Genomic DNA, 21,197 nt, shown 5'->3' with positions numbered 1-21,197 from the left:
CCGGTTATGGGCATGGCTGGGCCGCCCCTGTAGCTGCGGCGGGGTCTCTTGCCAGCCGACAAAATCCACCAGATCATAACAGCCCGGCGCCACCAACTGCGGGGTGCCCGAAGCGCCTGCATTGGTCATCCGGTCCGCGCCTGCCGACAGACCGCCGAACAGGTGGTTGGTCACTTCCTGCGGGGCGAAATCCATCACCGCGGCAAAGGCGCCTTCGCTGGCGAGGCTTTCAAACGCCCGCCCGCCCATGCCAGTGGCGTGGAAGACGGCCACCTCATAGCCGCGGTCCTCAAGCGCCGGTTTCAGCGTCACCATATAGCGCAGCACCGTCTTGCCAAAGGAGGTCATACCGATCAGTGGCCGCTCCCGCTTTGGCGGCTCCACCGCACGGGCCGCGCCCAGAACCGCGCCCGCCGCCTGGCTCAGCGAAGCTTTGCAGACCGAGTTCAGACCATACAGCCCCCCGGCCCAGAGGATCATCTGGACATCGGCCGGGATACGCTCCGGCGGCATCAAGGGTGAAAAGGACACGGTGGAGACGATATATTTCGGCACCCCCAGCGGCAGCGCCGCACAGAGGTCCAGCGCCAGATCGGTGCCCATGGTGCCGCCCAGTACGATCACCCCGTCGATGGAACCGGCACGATAGAGCTCTAGCGCCTTGGCTGCCGATCCTTTCGCCATGATCTGCATGGCGGTGTTTTCATCGCCGCTGTCGATGGCGGCCTGGATGGAGCTGCCGCCTGCCTCGGCCACCTGATGCTTGCTGATGTCGGTGGGCTGGCTCGGATCGCCCAAGACGCTCACATCCATGGTCAGGACGCCGCCGCCCTGCCCCCGGATCACATCCGCCAGGTAGACCAGCTCGGCATCCTTGGTGTCATAGGTCCCGGCGATCAGAATGGTTTTATCGGGCATCTTGTCATTGCCTCCGGTTAAAGCTGGATCCAGGCCGTTTTCAGATCGACGTATTTGTCGAGCGCGTGCAGCGATTTGTCGTGGCCATTGCCGGACTGCCCGACCCCGCCCAGCGGCACCGTATTATCTGCGCCGCCATAGGTGTTCACATGGACCACCCCCGCGCGGATGCCCGCGACCATGCGATGGGCACGGGACAGGTTGGCGGTCCAGACCCCTGCGGCAAGGCCGAAATCGGTGCCATTGGCCAGCGCCAGCGCCTGTTCCTCGGTTTCGAACTTGGTCACCGACAGCACCGGTCCGAAGACCTCGCGCTGGAACAGGGCATGGTCCCGTGCAACGTGGGTCACGATGGTGGGCGCCATATAGGTGCCGCCGCTCTCCTGCAGGATCCGGTTGCCGCCGGTCACCACCTGACCACCCTCGGCGCGGGCCATATCCATGAAAGACAGGTTGCGCCGCAGCTGGTCCTCGGAATTGACCGCACCGATGTGATTGCCCAGATCCAGCGGGTCTCCCACCCGCAGCGCCTCGGCCTCGTTGATCAGCATGGCGACGAATTCATCATGCACAGAGGCTTCGACCAGAAGGCGTGACCCAGCCACGCAGACCTGCCCTGAATTGCGGAAAATCCCCGCCGCCGAAACTTTTGCCGCGTGGCGCAGATCGGGGGCATCGGCAAAGACGATATTGGGGGATTTACCGCCCAGCTCCAGATAGCAGCGTTTGAGATTGGAGCGCGCCGAGGCCTCCAGCAGCTTGCGTCCGGTGCCGCCCGATCCGGTAAAGGCCAGCACATCGACGCCCATGGATTCGGCCAGCGCCGCGCCGGTCTCTGCGCCCGCGCCGGTGACCACGTTCAGCACCCCATCCGGCAGACCGCATTCGGCGCAGATCTCGGCCAGTCGCAGCAGCGACAGCGAGGCGGTCTCGGCGGGTTTCAAGACCACCGAATTGCCCATTGCCAGTGCAGGCGCCAATTTCCAGGCGCCGATCATCAGCGGGAAATTCCACGGCACGATGGCGCCGACGACGCCCACCGGCGCGCGCTGCACCAGCCCCAGCACATCGGGGGCGGTGGGAGCGACCTCTCCCGCGATCTTGTCCAGCGCCTCCGCATAATAACGGAAGGTGCCCGCCGCCGATCCCGGCTCGGCCTTCAGCGCCATGCCCATTTCGGTGCCATTGTCGCGCACACCCAGAACGGCAAGGGGTAGCGCCTCCGCCTCGATCCGATCAGCGATCTTGTGCAGCACCTTCTTGCGAGCAGCAGGCGCCAGACGTGACCAGCGGCCATCCTCAAACGCGGCGCGGGCAGCAGCCACCGCACGCTCCACATCCGCCGCTGACGCGCCTTCGAGTGTGGTCAGAACAGATCCGTCAATCGGCGAAGTAACTTCGCATGGCGTGCCCGAACCTGCTTGCCACGATCCTTCAAGAAAGAGTTTTTGCGGCGCCACATCAGCCCGCCGAAGTTCGTTGATGAGGTTTTGGTCTGCCATTCGGCCTCCTTCAGCTCCTTGCGGTCGCGCAGAATGCGGACGGTATGCATCACAAGGACCAGTATGATGATGGAAAACAGGATGAACGCCACCGGGCGGTCGATGAAATCAAAGGGGGTTTTGACCCGCGCCATGGCCGCGCGCAGCTTCACCTCCATGATGCCGCCCAGAACCATGCCAAGGATGATCGGCACCGCGGGCAGCGACAGGCGTTTCAACACATAGCCCACCAGACCAAATGCCGCCGCCATCACGCAGTCGGTGGCAGAGTTGCGCAGGGAATAGACCCCGACAAAGCTGAGCGTCAGGATACAGACCCCAAGGAAGCGATTGGGGATCTTCACGACCTGAATGAGACTTCGGGTCGCAAACAGCAGGAAGATCAGCACCAGGACGTTGAGGATCAACAGCGCCAGATAGAGCGCCACCACGAAATCCATGTCGTTCTGGAACAGCCCCGGTCCCGGCACCACGTTATGGACGTAAAAGACGCTCAGCATCATCGCCGTCAGCGCCTCGCCCGGAATACCCAGCGCCAAGAGCGGCACCATGGCGGCGGCGGGCACGGCGTTGTTTGCGGTCTCGGCGGCGATTAGCCCTTCGGACGACCCGCGCCCGAAATCCTGCGGTCGTTTGGAGGTCTTCTGCGCATAGGTGTAGGACATGAACTGCGCAGTGAATTCGCCGACGCCGGGAATCATCCCCATCAAGACGCCAAACCCGGCAGAGACTGACGCCACACGGGGATGGCGCGACAACTCGCGCAAGCCCTGGAACATGCCGCCGCGCAAGCGGGTGAGGCGGATCTTCTCGTCCTCATCCGTCAGCAGCACAAAAGCCTGAGAGATCGCAAACAGCCCAAGAACCACGACGATCAGGTTGATCCCACCGCCCAGGAAATCCTGCCCGAAGGTGTATCGCTGGGTGTATTTCACCGGCTCCATGCCGATGGTGTTGAGGAAAATGCCAAAGCAAGCGAACGCCCCTGCGATTAGCGCCTGCCCGCGATGGGCCACCACCACCAGCAAGAGGCCCAGCAGCGCGGCGAGGAAGATCTCGCGACTGCCGAACATGGGTGCCACCTTGGCCAGCACCGGCGCAAAAAGGATCAGACAGATGACCGAGAAAACGCCGCCAAAGAAACTGGCGGAATAGGCAAGGCTTAGGGCGCGGCGCGGCTCTCCCCGCGCGGTCATCGGGTAGCCGTCATAGGTGGTCAGCGCGTTGACCGCCGTGCCGGGCGTGTTGATCAGGATCGCGGGAATGGCACCGCCGTACATCGACGAGCCATAGATCCCCAAAAGGACTGTCAGCCCCACGATGGGATCCATCGAGAATGTCGCAGGCAGCAGGATGGCAATCGCAACCGCCGGACCGACGCCGGGGATGGCACCGATCAGCACGCCGCCCACCGACCCGGCCAGCAGCGCCAGCGCCACGTCCCAGCGCATCAGGATCTCGATTGCAGAAAGAATAAGGTCCATCGGGGATCCCGTTAAACTGAAGGCCTAGAGGTAGAGGATGGCAAAACTGCGCAGGGACCCTGGCAGATATTCATAGAGCAGCGCGCCGGGGATCTTCACCGATAGCAGCCCCTTGAACACCAGCACCACGGCAAGGGCGAAACCAGCGCTGGTCCACAGCATCAGGCGACTGCGATAGCCCATGCGCCAGGTCAGCAGCGGCACGAAGACCAGTGTCACCGGCAGATAGCCCACAAGCGGCACCAGCAGCACGTAGCCCATGAACCAGGCGACGTACTCCACCGCCTGCCCCCAACGCCGGGCCTCGTTCAGGTCGAAACGCGTCGTGCGCCGCCAGGGCAGCCGGTAGAGATGCAAGCCCCCCATCAGAACCATGCCGCCCAGGGCCACGCCGGGCCAGAACCGGGGCTGGGCAAAGAGTTTGGTCTTTTTCACCCAAGCGGTCTGATCACCAATCAGTACCAGCAGCAGCACGGAGAGCCCAAGAAACCCAAGGGCAAAAACCAGCTGTCCGCGCCGGGGTCCGGGGAAACGGCGTTCGCGTTCTGTCGTCATGGAGGGGAACTTCTGTCGCGCAGGAAACAAGGGCCGGGGCGCCCGCGAGGCGCCCCGATCCGGGAGGATGGGTTATTCGAGGATCGAACCGATCCGCGCCATTGTGTCGATGTCAGCGGCAACACGGGCAGCGCTGTCCTCGGCGTTCTGCCAGTAGATCAGCGCGCCGGTTTCCTTGGCCACGTTCTGGGCGCGTTCGCTCATCACGGTTTTCTCGGCCACCGCGATGATCTTGTCGCGCACGTCCTGCGGTGTGTCCTTGGTCACGAAGAGACCATTCCACAGCGCGATGTTGAGGCTGTCGTCCAGCTCACCGATCGCAGGCGCATCGGGCACCAGCGGAATGCGTTCATCGGTGATCGAGACCAGCACCTTCACGTCATCAAGGCAGGGCAGGATCAGCTGCAGCGTGGTGTTGATCACATCCGCATCGCCCGAGGCCAGGGTGTTGCAATCCAGCGCGTCAAAGGCCGCGTCAGAGCCCCATTCGAAACCGGCGTTCTTGGCAAAGGCCTTGGTCACTTGGGTCGGGGTCAGCACGTCCCCGAAATGGCCCAGCGCCACGTCGTTTTCCTTGGCGTATGCTGCCAGTTCCTCCATCGAGGAATAAGGCGCATCGCCCGAGGTCGCGATGACAAAGGGATAGGTCAGGAAGATGCCCAGCGGGTCGAACTTGGCCGGGGTCAGCGGCGGGATGTCGATCTGGTGGCCAACAACCGGCACGCCGATCACGAAGGATCCGATGGTGTAGCCATCGGCGGGCGCATTGGCGACCTCGATCGCACCGGGGAAGGGTCCACCGCCACCGCCGGGCTTGTTCACCACCGCCGCCGCGACGCCGTATTCGTCCTGGAAATCCTCGGCGATCATCCGGGTCAGCACGTCTTCCAGATCGCCCGGAGGCCAAGGCACGATGAAGTTCACCGGCTTTTCCGGATACTCGGCCTGCGCCGCAACGGCGCTGAGGCCAAGGGCGGTGGCCGCCGCTGCGCCTTTGACGATGGTGGTCAGTTTCATTGCAAGTCTCCCGGTTGCTGTCAGTTGGACTCTGTTGGGTCATGGTGGTTCATTATTCGAACCGTTGGTTTGAATTTAGATTGACAGCCTCCCCGGTTATCTGTCAACAAATTTGAAAGGCAGAGGCGGAAATTCCTGGACTTTGCCTGATCACACAGCATTTACGGGATCGCCGAACCACATGGGTACAGTCTCCAAAGCCTTGTCATTGCTGACATATTTCAATCATGGCCGCACCGAGATCGGCCTCAGCGATCTCACGCGCCTGTCAGGCATGAACAAGGCGACTGTTTATCGGCTGATGGGCGAAATGCAGGAATCAGGCTTTGTCGAACAGGCCGATGGCGACCGGTCCTACCGGCTGGGTCCGCAGGTTCTGCGCCTCGCCGCCCTACGCGAAGCCGCGGTGCCGATCCTGTCCGTCTCGCGCCGGGTGCTGAAGGATCTGAGCGAGGAAACCGGGGAAACCACCCACCTGTCGCTGGTGCAGGGCACCCAGCTCAACTCACTTAGCCACGCCTATTCGCCGCGCCACGCCGCCCGGGTGATGATGGAGGATGCCGAGGTTCTGACCTATCACGGCACCGCCTCCGGCCTGGCCGTTCTGGCCTATGCCGATCCCGAGTTCGTCGATGCGGTTCTGTCCGGGCCGCTGCACAGCCACACCGCCGCCACCGTGACCGACCCGGAGGCGATCCGCCGCCAGCTGGAAGAGGTCCGCCGCAGCGGCATGGCGCAATCCGTCGGCGGCTTCGAAGCCGAAGTACATTCCCATGCGGTGCCGGTCTTTGGCGCCGACCGTCAGGTGATCGGCGCCCTTGCCGTGGCCGCGCCGGTGTCCCGCATGACGCCGGAACAAGCCGTTCTGATCCCCGCCGCCCTGCACCGCGCCGGTCAGACCCTGACCCATCGTATCGGCGGCGCCGCCCCGGCCGACTACCCGCAAGAGGCCGCCGCATGATGCCGCATATGATCCCGTTTTTCCGCCTTTCCCCCACCGGCGCCGCCGGATGGCCCCGCAATCAGGAGCTCGTTCCATGAAAGATTCCAATTTCCTCAAAGAACATAACGCCAAATCACTCTGGCACCCGATGGCGCATCCGGCCGACAGCCTTGCCAATCCCCCCACCATCGTGACCGGCGCCCGGGGCGTTTCGATCACCGATGTTGACGGGCACGAGGTCGTGGATGCGGTCGGGGGCCTCTGGAACGTGAACCTCGGGTTCTCCTGCCAGCCGGTGAAGAATGCCATCGCCGCGCAGCTGGATGTCCTACCCTATTATTCCACCTTCCGGGGCACCACCAATGATCAGGTGATCCAACTGGCCGAAGAGCTGAAGGATTTCTTTGCCCCCGACGGCCTAAGCCGCGCGTTCTTCACCTCGGGCGGCTCGGATTCGGTGGAAACCGCCCTGCGGCTGGCGCGCCAGTACCACAAGATCCGCGGTCAGGAGGGGCGCACCAAGTTCCTCAGCCTCAAGAAGGGCTATCACGGCACCCATATGGGCGGTGCCTCGGTCAACGGAAATGCCAATTTCCGTACCCAGTACGAGCCGCTTCTGCCCGGCTGCCACCATATTCCGGCGCCCTATACCTATCGCAACCCCTTCAATGAGAGTGATCCCGAGCGTCTGGCCCAGCTTTGCCTGCAGGCGCTAGAGGATGAGATCGCCTTTCAGGGCGCAGGTACAATCGCCGCCTTCATCATGGAGCCGATCCTCGGTGCAGGCGGTGTCATCCCGCCGCACGAAAGCTTCATGCCCGGCGTGCGCAAGATCTGCTCGAAACATGGTATCCTATTGATCGCGGATGAGGTGATCACCGCCTTCGGCCGCACGGGATCCTGGACCGGATCGCGCCACTGGGGGGTGCAGCCCGACCTGATGTGCACCGCCAAGGCGATCACCAATGGGTATTTCCCCTTTGGCGCGGTGATGATCGCCGATGCGGTGGCCGAGGTCTTTGAGAGCGACGAGAGCGGCAAGGCGGCCATTGGCCACGGTTACACCTACTCCGGCCACCCGGTGGGCGCGGCGGCGGCGCTCGCCTGCCTTGCGGAGACCAAGCGTCTGAACGTGCCGGAAAACGCCGCAGCGCGCGGCGCGGAACTGCACGAGGGTCTTCTGGCGCTGAAGGACAAATACGGACTCATCGGTGATGTGCGTGGTGGCCACGGGCTGATGTGCGCGCTGGAACTGGTTGGCGATCACGTCAGCAAGACCCCGATCGACAAGAAGACCATCGGCATGGTGCAGGAGGTTGCCTATCAATCGGGCGCCATGGTGCGGGTCTCTGGCCCAAATATCATCCTGTCGCCGCCGCTGGTCCTGGAGGCCGCCGATGTCAGCACCATCCTTTCGGCCCTTGATGCGGGCCTTGCTGCTGCCAGCTGATCTGCGCTCTGCTCTGCATTCGTGCGCGGGCGCCTGTGCCGGGCCATTGGCCCGGCACAGGCCACCAGATACCATGGCGGTCCCGAAGCCTCCGCTTCGGGCCCGCGCCTCTCGGTGGCGCCGCTGACGCGGCGCGGCACCGGGGTACAGCCAGAGCACTTTATTTCGAGAGTTCAGGTGGTTTCCGCTACAGAAGCCCCATCGCCCTCGACCTTTGCCTCCATCCGCAGACAGGTCCAGACGATGCGGGTCGACTTCTCCGCGATGCGGGTAAATCCGGCATCCCGCAGTACGTTCTTGCATTCCCGCATGCCGCCGATGCCATAGGCCTCGGGGTGAAATTCCAGCACCACGCCCCGGAAACCCGATAGATCCATGTGGCGCAGCAGTTCCAGCTCGCCTCCCTCAATATCCATGATCAGAACATTGGGCTGCAGTTCGGCACAAACCTCGGCAAAGGACCGCGTCGGCACCCGGACCAGGTCCGACGGGCGTCCCTCCGGGTTCAGCAGGGAAGAGCCGAGGTAGCTGCTGCGCACATGGAATTCCATCGCCTCCGGCGCATCGGGCGCCGTCACCAGCACTTCGTTGCGCACCTCGATCCGTTCTTCCAGCCCGTTCATCGCATGGAGCGCGCGAACCACCGGGATCAGCTGCGGGTTGGCCTCGAACGATAGAATACGCTCTGCCCCACTGTGGCGCGCCATCACGCCACCGACGACGCCGATCCCGGCCCCGATTTCCAGCACCCGGTCGCCCTTTTCGATCACATGCAGCGCACCGGCAATCTCCTGCCCCTCATAGCGGGCCGCGTTGATCCGGGCGATGCGCTTTTCACTGAGGAAGCGTGATTGCGGCACCAGAACGCCAAGACAATTGGCCGCCACGACATCGGGCTGCAATTCCAAATCGTCTGCCCTCTGCCCCGTCTCCGCCACGCGCTTGCCCTCGTCCCGTTGTTGGTCTGGCGCAGCCTGCGCAGCGCCCGGACCAAAAACAAGAGCAGCCGCGCCGGGCACCGCTGTTTCGCCAGGCGCGTTACTCTTCGGGCACGATCAGCACCAGCCCGTCCAGATCCGGGCTCGCCTCGATCTGGCAGCTGAGGCGGGAGCTGTCGCGCCGTTCCTCGGCCATATCCAGCATCGCGTCCTCGAAATCCTCGGGCGCGCCGCATTTGTCGGACCAGGCCGGATCCACATAGACATGGCAGGTGGCGCAGCTGAGTGTGCCGCCGCATTCACCGATGATCCCCGGCACATCATGAGCCAGCGCCGCCTGCATCAGGTTCTGCCCGTTTTCCGCTGCGCCGGTGATCTCTGCGCCATCAGGCAATTTCCAGGTCACTTTCACTGTCATCTCTCCCCCACTCGGCCCCGCCTGCCGCAATCAGACAAAATGCACATATAAATCGCGCATCCCGTCGCCTTCCAGATCGCGGGTCTTGCGCACTTCCTTGCGTTTCATGAAGACGTGGTTTGCCACCAGTTCCTCCCCGACTGCCTTTGCCAGAACCGTGTCGCGCTCCAGATCCGTCACCGCGCCTTTCAGGTCGATCGCCGTGCCCTCGCGCGCATCGGTGCGGTCAAAACCGTCGCCGGTTTCCATCGGTGGCAGGGAGTAACCCTTCTCGACCCCCAGAAGGGAGGCCTGCAGCACCGCCGCCACCGCCGTGTAGGGATTGGCCGAAGCATCGGCCATCCGGTGTTCCAGCCGCGCCTTGGCGCCGCCTTCGGAGCTGATCCGCGTGGTGACGTTGCGGTGATCGCCGCCCCAGTTCTGCCAGTACCCCGACAGGCTGCCGGGCTGCAGCCGCATATAGCTGTTGGCGGTCGGTGCAATCAGACCGGCCAACCCCTTGTGGTGGTGCAGCACACCAGCGAGGCAGCCGCGCGCCAGATCGTTCATGTGCTCGGGGCCGCCGCGTGGGCCGGAGGACAGAGCATTGCCGCCCGCCTCGTCCACGAAGGAATAGTTGATATGCATGCCCGATCCGCCCGCCTCGGCGATGGGTTTGGGCATGAAGGTCAGCACGATGCCATATTCCAGCGCGATCTCCCGCGCCATCAGGCGGAACAGCACGATATCGTCCACTGCCTTCACCGCATCATCAAAGGTCAGCGTGTATTCGAACTGGGGGCTGTCGAATTCAGCGGTGATCATATCCAGGCTAAAGCCCATCTCATCCGCCATCGCCCAGATCCGGTCGTTGAACCGCAAGGGGTCAGCAAAAGGGCCGGTGCCATAGACCACGCCGCCCGGCGCATCGTATGGCATCAGGCGGCCGTTCTCATCGGCCTGCAGGGCAAAGGCTTCCAGCTCGATCCCGACCTTGGGCTGCAGCCCCTTGGCGGACCAGGCCGCCACTGCCCGTTTCAGCGCCCCGCGTGGGCAAAGGGAGAGCGGCTCCCCCGCATCGTCGTAGAGGTCACCAAGCACCACCTTGGTGGAGGCATGCCAGCTGTCGCGGATATCATCGTGCAGCCATTTCAGCTCCATATCCGGCAGGCCCTGTTTCACCATGGAGCCGGGCGCATCCAGCAGGTCCTTGTCGTAATGGGTGCCAAAGACCGAGCGGCAGAACCGCGTGGCATCGTCACCGATCTTGGAATTGGGGAGGTATTTTCCCCGCATGATGCTGAGGTGATCGCAGAACATCGCGCGCAGGCGGGTCTTCATAGCTCAAGGTCCTTCCTGTTGGACGGGCTGCGGCATCTTTTGCGTGCCGTTATGCCCATATCATTTCACCCAACCACCAGAGGACAGCGGCCGACCTCGGGTGGGTGCGTAAGCGCCCTCCCGTGCGGGAGGTCGGCCGCTGTCCGGGCCTTTGCCCCGGACCAAAGGCTTATCCCAGCCTATGCCGCCTTAACCCGCACCGGCAATTCCTTGATGCCGCCGACAAAGTTGGAGCGCAGGAATTTATGCGGCCCCGCCGCCTCGATATGCGAAATCCGCTTTGCCAGTTCCTGAAACAGCACCGTGACCTCCAGCCGGGCCAACCACATGCCAAGACAGACATGCGGGCCGAACTGCCCAAAGGACACATGCCGGTTGGGGCTGCGCATCAGGTCGACGCGGAAGGGATCACCGAAATAGCTTTCGTCCCGGTTGGCCGAGATGAACCAGTAGAGCACCTTGTCGCCTGCCCGGATCGTCTTGCCGTGCATCTCAACGTCGCGGGTCGCGGTGCGGCGGAAGTAAAGCGCGGGCGTGGCCCAGCGAATGATCTCATCCGCCGCCGTGTCCCACACCGCGCCGCCCGCCTGCATCTGCGCCAGCAGCTCGGGTTGATGACACATGGCCTGAATGCCAGCCGCAATCGAATAGCGCGTGGTATCGTTGCCCGCTGCAACAAGCAGGCAGAAGAAGTTGCGAAACTCGGTCTCGGTGATGGTGGATCCATCCTTGGCCGGCTCCAGGATCAGGTTCAAAACGCCAGAGGTGTCGCCCTTCTTCGCCTTCGCCTCCATCAGCTCCTTGGCATAGACATAAAGCTCTGCCCCGGCGGGGGAGTTGAAGGGCATCATGCGGAATTCATCCGTGTCCATCTTGTCGAGCACATGCGTGGTGAAATCCGGGTCCGTATTGGCAATCAGCGCATCACCCTTTTCCACCAGCCAGGGCAGGTCTTCCTCCGGCAGGCCCACGACGCGCCCCAGCATCCGCATCGGCAATTGCCGGGCAATTTCCTTGGTGGCGTCGAAGGTGCCCTTCGCCAGCGCCTGATCCAGGATCTCGGCACACAGCGTGCGAATATCCTCCTCGTATTGCGCCATGGTGGTCTTGGAGAAGGCCTTGATCAGCTTCATGCGCACCTTGGAATGCTCCGGCGGGTCGGTCTCCTGAAAGGTGCGCCGGGCGAGGTATTCCTCGTAGGACTGATCCTCCATCCGAATGCCGCGCGCCGAGGAAAACACCTCGGTGTTCTTGTTCATCGCGGTGATGTCCTCATAGCGGGTGACGGACCAGTAGTTTTCACCGCCCGCATATTCCGTCCAGTGCAGGGGGTCGTCGCGGCGCAGCCGGGCAAAGGTGTTATGCGGCGCGCCATTGGCAAAGGTGTCGTGGCTGCTGAGATCGGCAAAGCCGTCGTCCTGCGGTGTCCAGATCGTCATGAGGGGCTTCCCGAATGGTTGCTTTGTGTATATTATTAGACCTCATAAATATGTAAACGAAAATCTTGCGAGGCATATCATGCACTTGGCCATTCTGATGACCAACACGGACGAGAGCGACTTTGCCGCGCACCACCCCAAGGATGGTGAGAAGTTCGCGGACCTCATCCATATGGCCCGCCCCGGCTGGGACGTTTCGGTCTTTTCGGTAAAGGATGGCGTCTTCCCCAAGGACATCGCGGATTTTGACGGTGCGATGATCACCGGCAGTCCGGCCTCGGTCCGTGATGATCTGCCCTGGACCCCGCCGCTGATGGATCTGATCCGGGACATGAACGCCCGCAAGCAGCCCCTCTTTGGTGCCTGTTTTGGCCACCAGGCCGTGGCGCAGGCCCTTGGCGGTGCTCTTGGTAGCAACCCTTGCGGCTGGGTGCAGGGGCTGACGCTCAACACCTTGCAGGACACCCCGCCCTGGGCGCGGGAGCTGCCCGATCCCCTGCGCCTTTATGGATCTCACAAGGAATGCGTCTGCGCCCTGCCGCAGGGCGCGGTGCAGACAGCCACCAGCAACGGCATGATCGCGGGGTTCACCATCGGCCGCCACATCTGGACCACCCAGCATCACCCGGAAATGAGCCATGGCTTCATCACCGCCCTGACCGAGGAAATGAAAGGGATGCTGCCGGAAGATGTGCATGCGCAGGCTGTGGCAAGCCTTGCCGAGACCTCCGATCAGTCCCGCTTCGCCGAGGCGCTGGCACGGTTCTTCGAGCAGGGCATCGGCTGAGGCAGCTCAACCCAGCGCCGCCAAGAGATCCATCACAGTGACCTGATCGAACTGAACATGGGCGGCCATCTCGGCCTCCGCTGCTGCGCTGTCATGCGCCTCAATCAACCCGGCCAGCCTGCGGTGGTCCTTGGCCGATTGCGCGATGGAACCGGGATAGCGGTAGCGCGCCCGGTAATAGGCCATCAGTTTGCGCGCGTTCGTTTTGATCATCTCCACAAGGAAGGGATTGCCCGAGCCGAGCGCGATCACCTCGTGAAAGCGCAGGTTCAGCTGATAGTAGCCATCGGGATCGCCGTCGCCCTTCTCGGCCGCGTGCGCCTCGCAGGCAGAAACAATACGCTCCAGTTCCGCGGCTTGAGCCTTGGTCATGCGGCGCGCGGCAAGGCCCGCGGCCTGTCCTTCCAGCTTGGCGTGCACTTCGAGGATGGCGAGGAATTCCTCCAGCGTTGGTTTGAACAACACCGCACCCTTCCTCGGCAGACGGCGGATCAGCCCGGCGGTTTCCAGCTGGATCAGCACCTCCCGCACTGGCGTGCGCGAGACGTTGTGGCGGGCCACAAGACCGGCTTCGTCCAGCACATCGCCCGGGCTCAGCCGCCCGGCGTCGATATCGCTGAGGATCGCGTTGAGTAGCTGCTCGCTCTGCCCGGCCATGCCTGTTCCGTTCTCCCGCCTCTTTGGCTTTTGACGCAGGATAGGGTGCCCCCCGGCCAGAGGCAACGGCGCCCGGCCCCGGCAGCCTGACAAGATCAGGCGGCGCCCATCCGCCCTTCGCGCATCCAGAGATACAGCGGCAGCGCTAGGGATAGGCCAACGGTGCAGCCTGCAGGTAGAACCAACCACCAGCGGCGCAGGCCCAGATCGCGGGCGTCCCTCCAGCTCCATACCCAGAAAACCAAAATCGACAGCAGAACATCGGTAGAGAACCCTGCCGCCGCGCCATTGGCAAACAGCCCACGCAGAAAGGCCGGGATATCAATCCCGTTGAGGGCAAAGAAGGAGCCGAAGAACAGCCAGGGCACCAACGTGCCGATGATGGCTGAAACGGCATAGAATGTGCGCATCCGATCTCTCCTCACGAAGGGGGCGAAAGGCTCACGCGCCCGCAGGACCACCGGCGGGGCCGGGTCGTCCCTGGCGGCCTTGGGCATGGCAACGTGCTTTGCACGGTGCAGCGCCGCGCCCTGCGCGGCGCCCGGCCCAACGGGCCTGCGTCCTTTTCAAAAGGACCCGGCCGGGCGGGAGCCTCCCCGAATTCGCTGTTTTACTCTGACGGAACAGCGCCCCTGTATTTCGCTGTCAGCTCGGGCGCCAGCTCATCCGGTTCATAGACGCCCAGCAGGATGCCCTTGCGCGGCGCCTTGCCACGGCGGGCGGCAATCTGTTCATCCGACAGGGTAATGCGCTGAGACATGCGCAGCCCCCAGGCCAGCAACCGGTCGTACATCAGGTCGATCACCTCGGCATGCTCGGCGCTGGCGCCCAGATCCACCAGCTCGTCCGGGTCGGTTTCCAGATCGAACAGCATCGGGCGCAGGCCGCCTTCGGCATGCATGAACTTCCAGCGCCGGTCCACAACCATGAACAGCCGCGCATCCTTGGGCGCCAGCCCCAGCGTTTCGCAGATCGGATTGGTGGCGTAATCGAATTCGGCCACCGCATGATCGCGCCACTCGGTCTTCTCCCCGCGCAGCAGCGGCATCAGTGAGCGCCCCTCCAGGATATGCGGCGCCGGAGCGCCGCCCGCGACCTCAAGGAAGGTGGGCAACAGGTCGATCGCCTCCACCAGCTCATCACAGGTAGTGCCCCGGGTGGCATCGGCCTCGGCGCGCGGATCGTAGATGATCAGCGGCACCTTGATCGACGGTTCGTGGAACAGGTTCTTCTCGCCCATCCAGTGATCGCCCAGATAATCGCCATGGTCCGAGGTCACCACGATCATCGTGTCCTTCATCCGCCCGGTCTCTTCCAGCCAGGCGAACAGCCGGCCCATCTGATCGTCGGCCTGCTTGATCAGCCCCATGTAGGCGGGGATCACCCGCTCGCGCACTTCATCGCGCGAAAATGTCTTGCCGATCCGGTTGTTCATCATGCCGCCAAAGACTGGGTGCGGATCTTCCCGCTCCGCTTCCGAACGCACGGCGGGTAGCACGTGTTCGGGGCCGTACATGTCGTGATAGGGCGCCGGAACGATATAGGGCCAATGTGGCTTGATATAACTCAGATGCGCGCACCAGGGCTGATCGCCCTTCGCCTCGGCCTGCGTGATGAACTCCATCGCCTGGGTGGTCAGCCAGGGGGTTTCGCTGTCCTCCTCGGCGATATTGGCAGGCTTGTCGGCATTGACCATGAACCACCCCGAGGCGACGTCATTACCCTCGACCCCGGCATTGGCAAAGTCGTTCCATGGGTTTTCGCCAGGATAGCCCTTGGATTTCAGGTATTCGTTATACGGGCTGCGCTTGCCATCGTAGAACCCGTCCGGCCCCTCGGCCCAAAGCCCGTCGTCGCGAATGAATGGATCAAAGCCGCATTCGCTTTGCCGTACCCCGATCACACTGTCGGGCGCCAGCCCCAGACGCTCCATCCCGTCGGCATCGGCCACCATATGGGTCTTGCCGATCAGATGGCAGCCCATCCCGGCGCGGCGCAGGTGATCGCCCATGGTCCATTCCCCAACCCGCAGGGGATAGCCGTTGAACTGCACCCCGTGGCTGGAAGGATAGCGCCCGGTATAGCTGGACATCCGCGACGAGCCGCAGGTCGGCGACTGCACATAGGCGCGGGTAAAGCGCACGCCCTTTGCTGCCAGCGCATCGATATGCGGCGTCTGCAGATGAGGGTGCCCCGCACAGCTGAGGTAATCGAACCTCAGCTGGTCAAACATGATGTAGAGAATATTCATCGGCGCTCCCCTCCCGTTGCTCCGCGATTTGTCCGCAAACTATTAAACAGGTGAAGCAAGAAGGCCAGCCGCAAAAGCCAGAGAACAGCGCGCCCGGCCTGTTGCCGCCGCGCCGCCACCGCAGCGCGAAATGCAGGCGTGCCATTTCCACCGCTGCCGGGATGTGATCCCTGTTGTGGCGCAACGGATGCGCAGACAGAAACCGGAAAGACCCCATGACCACCGAGCCTCAAACCGAACGCCCCTTACAGCTGCGCCCGGCAAAAACCACCGATTGCGCCGCACTGGCGGCGCTGTCGATCGAGGTCTGGACCGGCACCTACCTGCGCGAAGGCGTCAATGACACCTTTGCCGCCTTTGTGCTGGAGGCCTTTACCCCCGCCCATTTCGCCGCGCTACTTCAGGACCCGGGTGAGACGCTGATCGTGTCGCAGAACCGGGTCGGGATCGATGGTTATATCCGGATCACCGAAGATCGCCCCTCACCAGTCGGCGGCACAAAAACCGAGATCACAACCCTTTACGTGCAGCCGCGCCACCACGGGCGAGGCATTGGACAGGCGCTGTTACGGGCTGGACTGGACCATTGCCGCGCCAAGGGATTGGGCGCGCCGTGGCTGGCGACGAACTCCAAAAACACTCCCGCCATCGGGTTTTATCACCGTCAGGAATTTGCCTCGGTTGGCGAAACCGTCTTTGAGATCGACGACACCGGCTATCCCAACACGGTACTGCACTACACCGGCGACTGACCGCTCCAGCGCCTTGCCTCACCCTTCCAGCGCCGCTTGCAGTCGCTCATAGCCACGCAGGAAATCCTCCTTGAAGGCCTGCACCACCGCGCCCGCCGACATGGCCTGCGTCATCAGACCAACGCCCTGCCCGACCCAATAGGTGGCCAGCTCCTGCGCGCCTGCATCGCCTGTCTGGCTCAGCTGGTCGATCCGCGCCAGCGCCGGTTCAGATACCAGCGTCTGCAAGGGCATCGGCAGCGGTTTGGGCGCGCCTTTGCCTTCCCAGGCCTCGGTCCAGCCGCTGACCAGCTGGCGCGAGGGCTTGCCGGTGCGCGACCGCGCCCGCACCGTATCGGCGCTGCTGGCCGCCAGCATCTTTTCCTTCACCACCGGGTTGGTTTCTGCCTCGGCGGTTGTCAGCCAGACAGAACCGCACCAGGCCCCCGCCGCCCCCATCGCCATGGCGCCCGCCATCTGCGCGCCGCTGGCGATGCCGCCCGCCGCCAGCACGGGCACATCAGCGCCCATATCGGCGATGGACTGAACCACCTCGGGCACCAGCACCATGGTGGAAATCTCGCCCGTGTGCCCGCCAGCCTCTCCGCCTGCGGCGACGATAATATCCACCCCGGCCGCGACCTGCGCGCGGGCGTGCTGCGCCGTGCCAACCAGCGCCGCCACGGCGACGCCCTGTGCCTTGCCCATCTCCAGCATATCGGCAGGCGGCACGCCCAGCGCATTGGCAATCAGGGCGATCGGGTGGCGGAATGCCACCTCCAGACTGCGCCTTGCCCCGTCCGCGCTGATATTGTCGCGAAAGACCAGCATCTCCTGCCGCCGCGCATCCAGATCACCGGGATCAAGACCCTTGTCGCGCAGCACCGAGGCGGCAAATTCCTTGTGGCCTTCGGGCAGCATGGCAAGGATCTGTTCGTCCGGGATGTCCTGCCCCTTGGCTTCGAACTTATTGGGCACGATCAGATCGACGCCATAGGGTCGCCCGTCCACGTGATCGTCGATCCAGCTCAGTTCCTCTTCAAGCTGCTCGGGGCTCATCATCGCGGCGCCAAAGACGCCCATGCCGCCCGCATTGGTGACGGCGGCCACCACATCGCGGCAATGGGAAAAGGCAAAGAGCGGGAATTCGATGCCAAGCCGTTTGCAAAGATCCGAATTCATGCCGCACCGCCCTCCACGTCGATGGAAACCAATAGATCGCCTGCCTTGACCTGCGTGCCTGCGGCGACCGGAACCTCGGTCACCACGCCTGCAGCGGGGGCAAGGATTTCATGCTGCATCTTCATCGCCTCCAGCACCGCGAGGCGGCTGCCCGGCGTGACACTGTCGCCCACCGCGACGCAGACCTCCAAGAGCGCGCCATGCATCGGAGCGGTGATCTGGCCACTGGCCCCTCCCGCTGCCGCGCTGGCCCCGGCGCGGATGCGCGTGACCTCGAAAATGCGCGCGCCCGTCGCCAGGAAAAGACAATCGCCCTCCATATGAGTGTGCCGCAGATCCGCGCGGGTGCCATCCACGCGCAGCGCGCTGTCCAGCCCGGTCACTTGATGCGACCACTCCCCCCCTGCGACGGTCAAGACACCGCCCATCTCGCTGAGCCTCAGATCATGGACCGCCTCACCGGCAGCGATCTTCAGCCGCGCTTGCAAAGCCCCTTGCGCGGACCAGCCAAGAAGCTCGGGCGCAACGCCACTGGTCTTGGCCATCGCCGCCTGATCACTGCGATAGATCAGCGCCGCCGCCAGAGCGACCTCTGCCGAACCAAGCGGTGCGGTCAGATCCTCAGGCAGATGATCTGCAATGAAACCGGTGGTGGCCTTCCCCTCGGCGAACTCGGGATGGTTCAGCACCCTGAGCAGGAAATCGCGGTTGCTGGCGGGGCCGAAGAGGGCGAGATCCTTCAGGGCGCCGATGAGCCGCTCCAGAGCCTCTGCCCGGGTCGCGCCATGGGCGATCAGTTTCGCCAGCATCGGATCGTAATAAGGAGAGACCTCCTGCCCGCTGACAATCCCCGCATCGACGCGAATGCCCGCGCCCGTCGGCGCCTGCCAGAGGGCAATGCGCCCTGCCTGCGGCAGGAAGTCCTGCGCGGAGTCCTCGGCATAAAGGCGCACCTCGATGGCATGGCCGGTCAGGGTCACATCCTCTTGCGCCACCCCAAGGGGCTGCCCCGCCGCCACGCGGATCTGCAGCGCCACCAGGTCCAGACCGGTGACCATTTCCGTCACCGGGTGCTCCACCTGCAGACGCGTGTTCATCTCAAGGAAGTAGAAGGCACCGCTGTCATCCAGCAGGAACTCCACCGTGCCGGCGCCGACATAGCCAATGGCGCGGGCGGCCTCCACGGCGGCGGCGCCCATGCGGGCGCGCAAGTCTTCATCCAGAGCGGGGCTTGGCGCTTCCTCCACCACCTTTTGATGGCGGCGCTGCACGGAACAGTCGCGTTCGCCCAGATGGATCGTGTTGCCATCCCTGTCGGCAAAGACCTGTATTTCCACGTGGCGCGGGCGGATCACCGCCTTTTCCAGGATCACCTCGTCTGATCCGAAGGCGGACAAAGCCTCGCTTTGCGCGAGCCCCAATGCGCCTGCAAACTCCGCTGGCGCCTCCACCAGACGCATGCCGCGCCCGCCGCCCCCGGCTGCCGCCTTGATCATCACCGGATAGCCGATGCGCGCGGCCTCTGCCGCCAAGACATCCGCCGACTGATCCTCGCCCTCGTATCCCGGCACACAAGGAACCCCCGCCGCGATCATGCGGCGCTTGGCGGCGGCCTTGTTGCCCATCAGCGCAATCGCCTCGGCACCGGGGCCGATGAAGATGAGGCCCGCCCCTGTGCAGGCGCTTGCGAATTCGGCGCTTTCCGACAGGAAGCCATAGCCCGGATGCACCGCATCCGCACCCGCCTCCCGCGCCGCCGCGATCAGTTTTTCCGCCGCAAGATAGCTGTCGCCCACTGGCCCTGCGCCAATGCAGATGGCGCGGTCGGCAAAAGCCACATGCGGGCTGGCGGCGTCCGCTTCGGTGTGGACCGCGATGCAGGTGATGCCCATGGCGCGGGCGGTTTTCATGATGCGCAGGGCGATCTCGCCCCGGTTGGCCACAAGGAGTGATGTGATCTGTGTCATGTCCGTCTCCCCCGTCATGCCCGCGCCACGCCAAAGGCGTTGGGCCGCAGATCGCGCGCCAGCCCTTCGGCGCAGGTGGCAAGGCAAAAGCCGATCACCCGGCGGGTGTCGCGCGGATCGATCATCCCCATGTCGAGCATGTGCCCCGAGGTGTAAAACGCATCCGATTGCCGGTCGAAATGCGCGGTGATCTTGGCACGCTGGGCGGCAAGGCGTTCCTCATCCACCGGAAATCCCTTGCGCGCGGCGGTGCGGCGGGCGACCTGCTCCATGGTCAGCGCAGCTTGTTCGCCGCCCATCACGCCGGTCATGGCATTGGGCCAGGTGAACAGGAAATCGGCGCCAAAGGCATGGCCGCACATGCCATAGTTCCCGGCCCCGAAACTTGCCCCCACATAGAGCGAAATCTTGGGCACCCGCAGGTTCGTCACCGCCTGAATCATCTTGGAGCCGTGTTTGATCATGCCACCGCGCTCATACTCGGTGCCGACCATGTAGCCGGTGGTGTTGTTCAGAAAGACAACCGGCGTACCCGCCTGATCCATCGCCTGCAGGAAATGCGTCGCCTTGGTGGCGCCGTCCGGGTCGATGGGTCCGTTGTTGGCGAGGATCCCAACGGGCTGCCCCATAATGCGCGCCTGCAGACACAGGGTTGCAGGCCCATAGCCCGGTTTGAAATCCAAAAGGCGCGAGCCATCGACGATCCGCGCCGCGACCTCGCGCATGTCGTAGGGTTTGCGGTAATCGACCGGCACAACGCCCGCCAGTTCATCGGGGTCGTATTGCGGCGCGTCATAGTCTGGAACCTGCGCAGCCCCCGAAGGCCAGCCCAGCCCCGCCACCACATCGCGGGCAATCTCGATCCCGTGGGCGTCATCCTCGGCCAGGTATTCCACCAGCCCGGTGACCTCGGCATGCATCTCGGCGCCGCCAAGGTCGGCGTCCTTGGCGACCTCTCCGGTGGCGGCCTGCACCAGCGCGGCCCCCGCCAGCATCGCCATGCCGTTGCCCTTGACCCCGATCACATAGTCCGACAAACCCGGCTGGTATGCGCCGCCAGCGGTGGAGGCGCCGTGCAGCACCGTGATCACCGGGATGCCCGCCGCCGAGAGCCTTGCAAGCCCCGCAAACATGCCGCCGCCATGGGCCCAGAGCTCCACCGTGTAGCGCATCAGATCGGCGCCCGCGCTTTCAACCAGATGGATAAAAGGCAGCTTCTGCCGATGCGCGATCTCAAGCGCGCCCAGCGCCTTGTCCACCGATTTGCCGGTCATCGCCCCTGCATTGATCCCCGCGTCATCAGCAAAGACCATGCAGCGCACGCCCGAGACATAGCCGATCCCGGTGATGATCGAGGCACCGGGGATCGATGTCTCGGGATCCGGGTCATCCACCAGATAGGACGCCATGTTGTAAAGCTCGACAAAGGGCATGCCAGGGTCCAGAAGTGCCGAGACCCGCTCACGCGGAGACAGCTGTCCGCGTTTGTCAAAGACCGAGCGGCGCTCATCGGATTTCGCTGCCGCGCGGGCTTCCAATGCGCGCATCCGATCCACCAGCGCCAGCATCTCGGCGCGGTTGGTCTGATAGGCATCGCTGGCCGGGCTGATCCGGCTTTGAAAGACTGTCATGTCACGG

19 protein-coding genes are annotated in these 21,197 nt (G+C 63.8%); 4 read left to right on the top strand and 15 right to left on the bottom strand.

Translation table 11 applies throughout. The features are described 5' to 3' along the window. From C6W91_RS07680 to C6W91_RS07660, 5 genes are all read right to left on the bottom strand, one after another. The coding region (locus C6W91_RS07680; protein ID WP_370570668.1) for a Tm-1-like ATP-binding domain-containing protein at nt 1-918 on the bottom strand (918 nt) is incomplete at its 3' end. Nucleotides 919-935: 17 nt separating this feature from the next. Next, nucleotides 936-2,378 (bottom strand): aldehyde dehydrogenase family protein, encoded by a 1,443-nt coding sequence (locus C6W91_RS07675; protein WP_370570669.1) that lies wholly within the window; start codon nt 2,376-2,378, stop codon nt 936-938. Next, nucleotides 2,285-3,904, bottom strand: coding sequence for a tripartite tricarboxylate transporter permease (locus C6W91_RS07670; RefSeq protein ID WP_274831389.1), 1,620 nt, complete (start codon nt 3,902-3,904; stop codon nt 2,285-2,287). The genes C6W91_RS07675 and C6W91_RS07670 overlap by 94 nt, the downstream gene beginning before the upstream one ends. Before the next feature lie 24 nt (nt 3,905-3,928). Next, on the bottom strand, nt 3,929-4,459 hold the full coding sequence (locus C6W91_RS07665) for a tripartite tricarboxylate transporter TctB family protein (RefSeq protein ID WP_370570667.1): 531 nt from the start codon (nt 4,457-4,459) through the stop codon (nt 3,929-3,931). A 72-nt stretch (nt 4,460-4,531) separates the two neighbouring features. After that, a complete protein-coding gene (locus C6W91_RS07660) occupies nt 4,532-5,476 on the bottom strand; it encodes a tripartite tricarboxylate transporter substrate binding protein (protein ID WP_370570666.1) in 945 nt (314 codons plus the stop codon). A 181-nt stretch (nt 5,477-5,657) separates the two neighbouring features. Between C6W91_RS07660 and C6W91_RS07655 the strand changes: the two genes are divergently transcribed. Together C6W91_RS07655 and C6W91_RS07650 are read left to right on the top strand one after the other, a co-directional pair. After that, nucleotides 5,658-6,437, top strand: a complete 780-nt coding sequence (locus tag C6W91_RS07655; protein ID WP_274827636.1) for an IclR family transcriptional regulator — start codon at nt 5,658-5,660, stop codon at nt 6,435-6,437. A gap of 76 nt (nt 6,438-6,513) precedes the next feature. Beyond that, a complete protein-coding gene (locus C6W91_RS07650; protein WP_370570665.1) occupies nt 6,514-7,869 on the top strand; it encodes an aspartate aminotransferase family protein in 1,356 nt (451 codons plus the stop codon). Between the two features lie 173 nt (nt 7,870-8,042). Here C6W91_RS07650 and C6W91_RS07645 read toward each other — a convergent pair whose 3' ends face one another. The 4 genes from C6W91_RS07645 to C6W91_RS07630 form a co-directional block, all read right to left on the bottom strand. Next, nucleotides 8,043-8,777 (bottom strand): FkbM family methyltransferase, encoded by a 735-nt coding sequence (locus C6W91_RS07645; protein ID WP_370570664.1) that lies wholly within the window; start codon nt 8,775-8,777, stop codon nt 8,043-8,045. Between the two features lie 130 nt (nt 8,778-8,907). Further along, nucleotides 8,908-9,225 carry a 2Fe-2S iron-sulfur cluster-binding protein gene (locus C6W91_RS07640; protein ID WP_370570663.1) on the bottom strand — a complete coding sequence of 106 codons (318 nt, stop codon included), beginning with the start codon at nt 9,223-9,225 and terminating at the stop codon, nt 8,908-8,910. 30 nt (nt 9,226-9,255) lie between these two features. Then, nucleotides 9,256-10,545 (bottom strand): glutamine synthetase, encoded by a 1,290-nt coding sequence (locus C6W91_RS07635; protein ID WP_370570662.1) that lies wholly within the window; start codon nt 10,543-10,545, stop codon nt 9,256-9,258. A 179-nt stretch (nt 10,546-10,724) separates the two neighbouring features. Next, nucleotides 10,725-11,984: a cytochrome P450 gene (locus tag C6W91_RS07630; RefSeq protein WP_065272564.1), complete on the bottom strand. Its 1,260-nt coding sequence runs from the start codon at nt 11,982-11,984 to the stop codon at nt 10,725-10,727. 79 nt (nt 11,985-12,063) lie between these two features. Between C6W91_RS07630 and C6W91_RS07625 the strand changes: the two genes are divergently transcribed. Then, nucleotides 12,064-12,771 carry a type 1 glutamine amidotransferase gene (locus tag C6W91_RS07625; RefSeq protein WP_274831394.1) on the top strand — a complete coding sequence of 236 codons (708 nt, stop codon included), beginning with the start codon at nt 12,064-12,066 and terminating at the stop codon, nt 12,769-12,771. Between the two features lie 6 nt (nt 12,772-12,777). On the opposite strand, the gene C6W91_RS07620 is transcribed toward C6W91_RS07625, so the two are convergent. The 3 genes from C6W91_RS07620 to C6W91_RS07610 form a co-directional block, all read right to left on the bottom strand. Beyond that, a complete protein-coding gene (locus C6W91_RS07620; protein WP_065272562.1) occupies nt 12,778-13,428 on the bottom strand; it encodes a GntR family transcriptional regulator in 651 nt (216 codons plus the stop codon). Between the two features lie 95 nt (nt 13,429-13,523). After that, nucleotides 13,524-13,838, bottom strand: coding sequence for a DUF2834 domain-containing protein (locus C6W91_RS07615; RefSeq protein WP_274831395.1), 315 nt, complete (start codon nt 13,836-13,838; stop codon nt 13,524-13,526). Between the two features lie 200 nt (nt 13,839-14,038). Then, nucleotides 14,039-15,679 carry a sulfatase-like hydrolase/transferase gene (locus tag C6W91_RS07610; RefSeq protein ID WP_274831396.1) on the bottom strand — a complete coding sequence of 547 codons (1,641 nt, stop codon included), beginning with the start codon at nt 15,677-15,679 and terminating at the stop codon, nt 14,039-14,041. Between the two features lie 215 nt (nt 15,680-15,894). Here C6W91_RS07610 and C6W91_RS07605 point away from each other — a divergent pair, with 215 nt between their 5' ends. Beyond that, the gene (locus tag C6W91_RS07605) at nt 15,895-16,431 is read left to right on the top strand and encodes an N-acetyltransferase family protein (RefSeq protein ID WP_370570661.1); all 537 of its coding nucleotides are present in this window, start codon (nt 15,895-15,897) and stop codon (nt 16,429-16,431) included. Between the two features lie 18 nt (nt 16,432-16,449). Here the strand turns inward: C6W91_RS07605 and C6W91_RS07600 are convergent, their stop codons facing one another. The 3 genes from C6W91_RS07600 to C6W91_RS07590 are packed head-to-tail and all read right to left on the bottom strand — an operon-like array spanning nt 16,450 to nt 21,190. Then, nucleotides 16,450-17,592 (bottom strand): nitronate monooxygenase, encoded by a 1,143-nt coding sequence (locus C6W91_RS07600; RefSeq protein ID WP_370570660.1) that lies wholly within the window; start codon nt 17,590-17,592, stop codon nt 16,450-16,452. After that, nucleotides 17,589-19,559, bottom strand: coding sequence for an acetyl-CoA carboxylase biotin carboxylase subunit (locus C6W91_RS07595; RefSeq protein WP_370570659.1), 1,971 nt, complete (start codon nt 19,557-19,559; stop codon nt 17,589-17,591). Before C6W91_RS07595 ends, C6W91_RS07600 begins: the two co-directional genes overlap by 4 nt. Nucleotides 19,560-19,573: 14 nt before the next feature. Continuing rightward, complete coding sequence (locus C6W91_RS07590; protein WP_370570658.1) at nt 19,574-21,190, bottom strand: acyl-CoA carboxylase subunit beta; 1,617 nt, start codon at nt 21,188-21,190, stop codon at nt 19,574-19,576. Nucleotides 21,191-21,197: the final 7 nt, after the last annotated feature.

Source organism: Phaeobacter sp. SYSU ZJ3003, from assembly GCF_041300735.1.
Lineage (GTDB): Bacteria > Pseudomonadota > Alphaproteobacteria > Rhodobacterales > Rhodobacteraceae > Phycobacter > Phycobacter gallaeciensis_A.
This window is presented reverse-complemented; position numbering and strand designations above follow the sequence as displayed.

Excerpts from the sequence above, each read along its gene's own strand:
- C6W91_RS07670 (WP_274831389.1), bottom strand. The coding sequence starts at position 3,904 with ATGGACCTTATTCTTTCTGCAATCGAGATCCTGATGCGCTGGGACGTG.
- C6W91_RS07665 (WP_370570667.1), bottom strand. The coding sequence starts at position 4,459 with ATGACGACAGAACGCGAACGCCGTTTCCCCGGACCCCGGCGCGGACAG.
- C6W91_RS07660 (WP_370570666.1), bottom strand. The coding sequence starts at position 5,476 with ATGAAACTGACCACCATCGTCAAAGGCGCAGCGGCGGCCACCGCCCTT.
- C6W91_RS07655 (WP_274827636.1), top strand. The coding sequence starts at position 5,658 with ATGGGTACAGTCTCCAAAGCCTTGTCATTGCTGACATATTTCAATCAT.
- C6W91_RS07650 (WP_370570665.1), top strand. The coding sequence starts at position 6,514 with ATGAAAGATTCCAATTTCCTCAAAGAACATAACGCCAAATCACTCTGG.
- C6W91_RS07640 (WP_370570663.1), bottom strand. The coding sequence starts at position 9,225 with ATGACAGTGAAAGTGACCTGGAAATTGCCTGATGGCGCAGAGATCACC.
- C6W91_RS07635 (WP_370570662.1), bottom strand. The coding sequence starts at position 10,545 with ATGAAGACCCGCCTGCGCGCGATGTTCTGCGATCACCTCAGCATCATG.
- C6W91_RS07630 (WP_065272564.1), bottom strand. The coding sequence starts at position 11,984 with ATGACGATCTGGACACCGCAGGACGACGGCTTTGCCGATCTCAGCAGC.
- C6W91_RS07625 (WP_274831394.1), top strand. The coding sequence starts at position 12,064 with ATGCACTTGGCCATTCTGATGACCAACACGGACGAGAGCGACTTTGCC.
- C6W91_RS07620 (WP_065272562.1), bottom strand. The coding sequence starts at position 13,428 with ATGGCCGGGCAGAGCGAGCAGCTACTCAACGCGATCCTCAGCGATATC.
- C6W91_RS07615 (WP_274831395.1), bottom strand. The coding sequence starts at position 13,838 with ATGCGCACATTCTATGCCGTTTCAGCCATCATCGGCACGTTGGTGCCC.
- C6W91_RS07610 (WP_274831396.1), bottom strand. The coding sequence starts at position 15,679 with ATGAATATTCTCTACATCATGTTTGACCAGCTGAGGTTCGATTACCTC.
- C6W91_RS07605 (WP_370570661.1), top strand. The coding sequence starts at position 15,895 with ATGACCACCGAGCCTCAAACCGAACGCCCCTTACAGCTGCGCCCGGCA.
- C6W91_RS07600 (WP_370570660.1), bottom strand. The coding sequence starts at position 17,592 with ATGAATTCGGATCTTTGCAAACGGCTTGGCATCGAATTCCCGCTCTTT.
- C6W91_RS07595 (WP_370570659.1), bottom strand. The coding sequence starts at position 19,559 with ATGACACAGATCACATCACTCCTTGTGGCCAACCGGGGCGAGATCGCC.
- C6W91_RS07590 (WP_370570658.1), bottom strand. The coding sequence starts at position 21,190 with ATGACAGTCTTTCAAAGCCGGATCAGCCCGGCCAGCGATGCCTATCAG.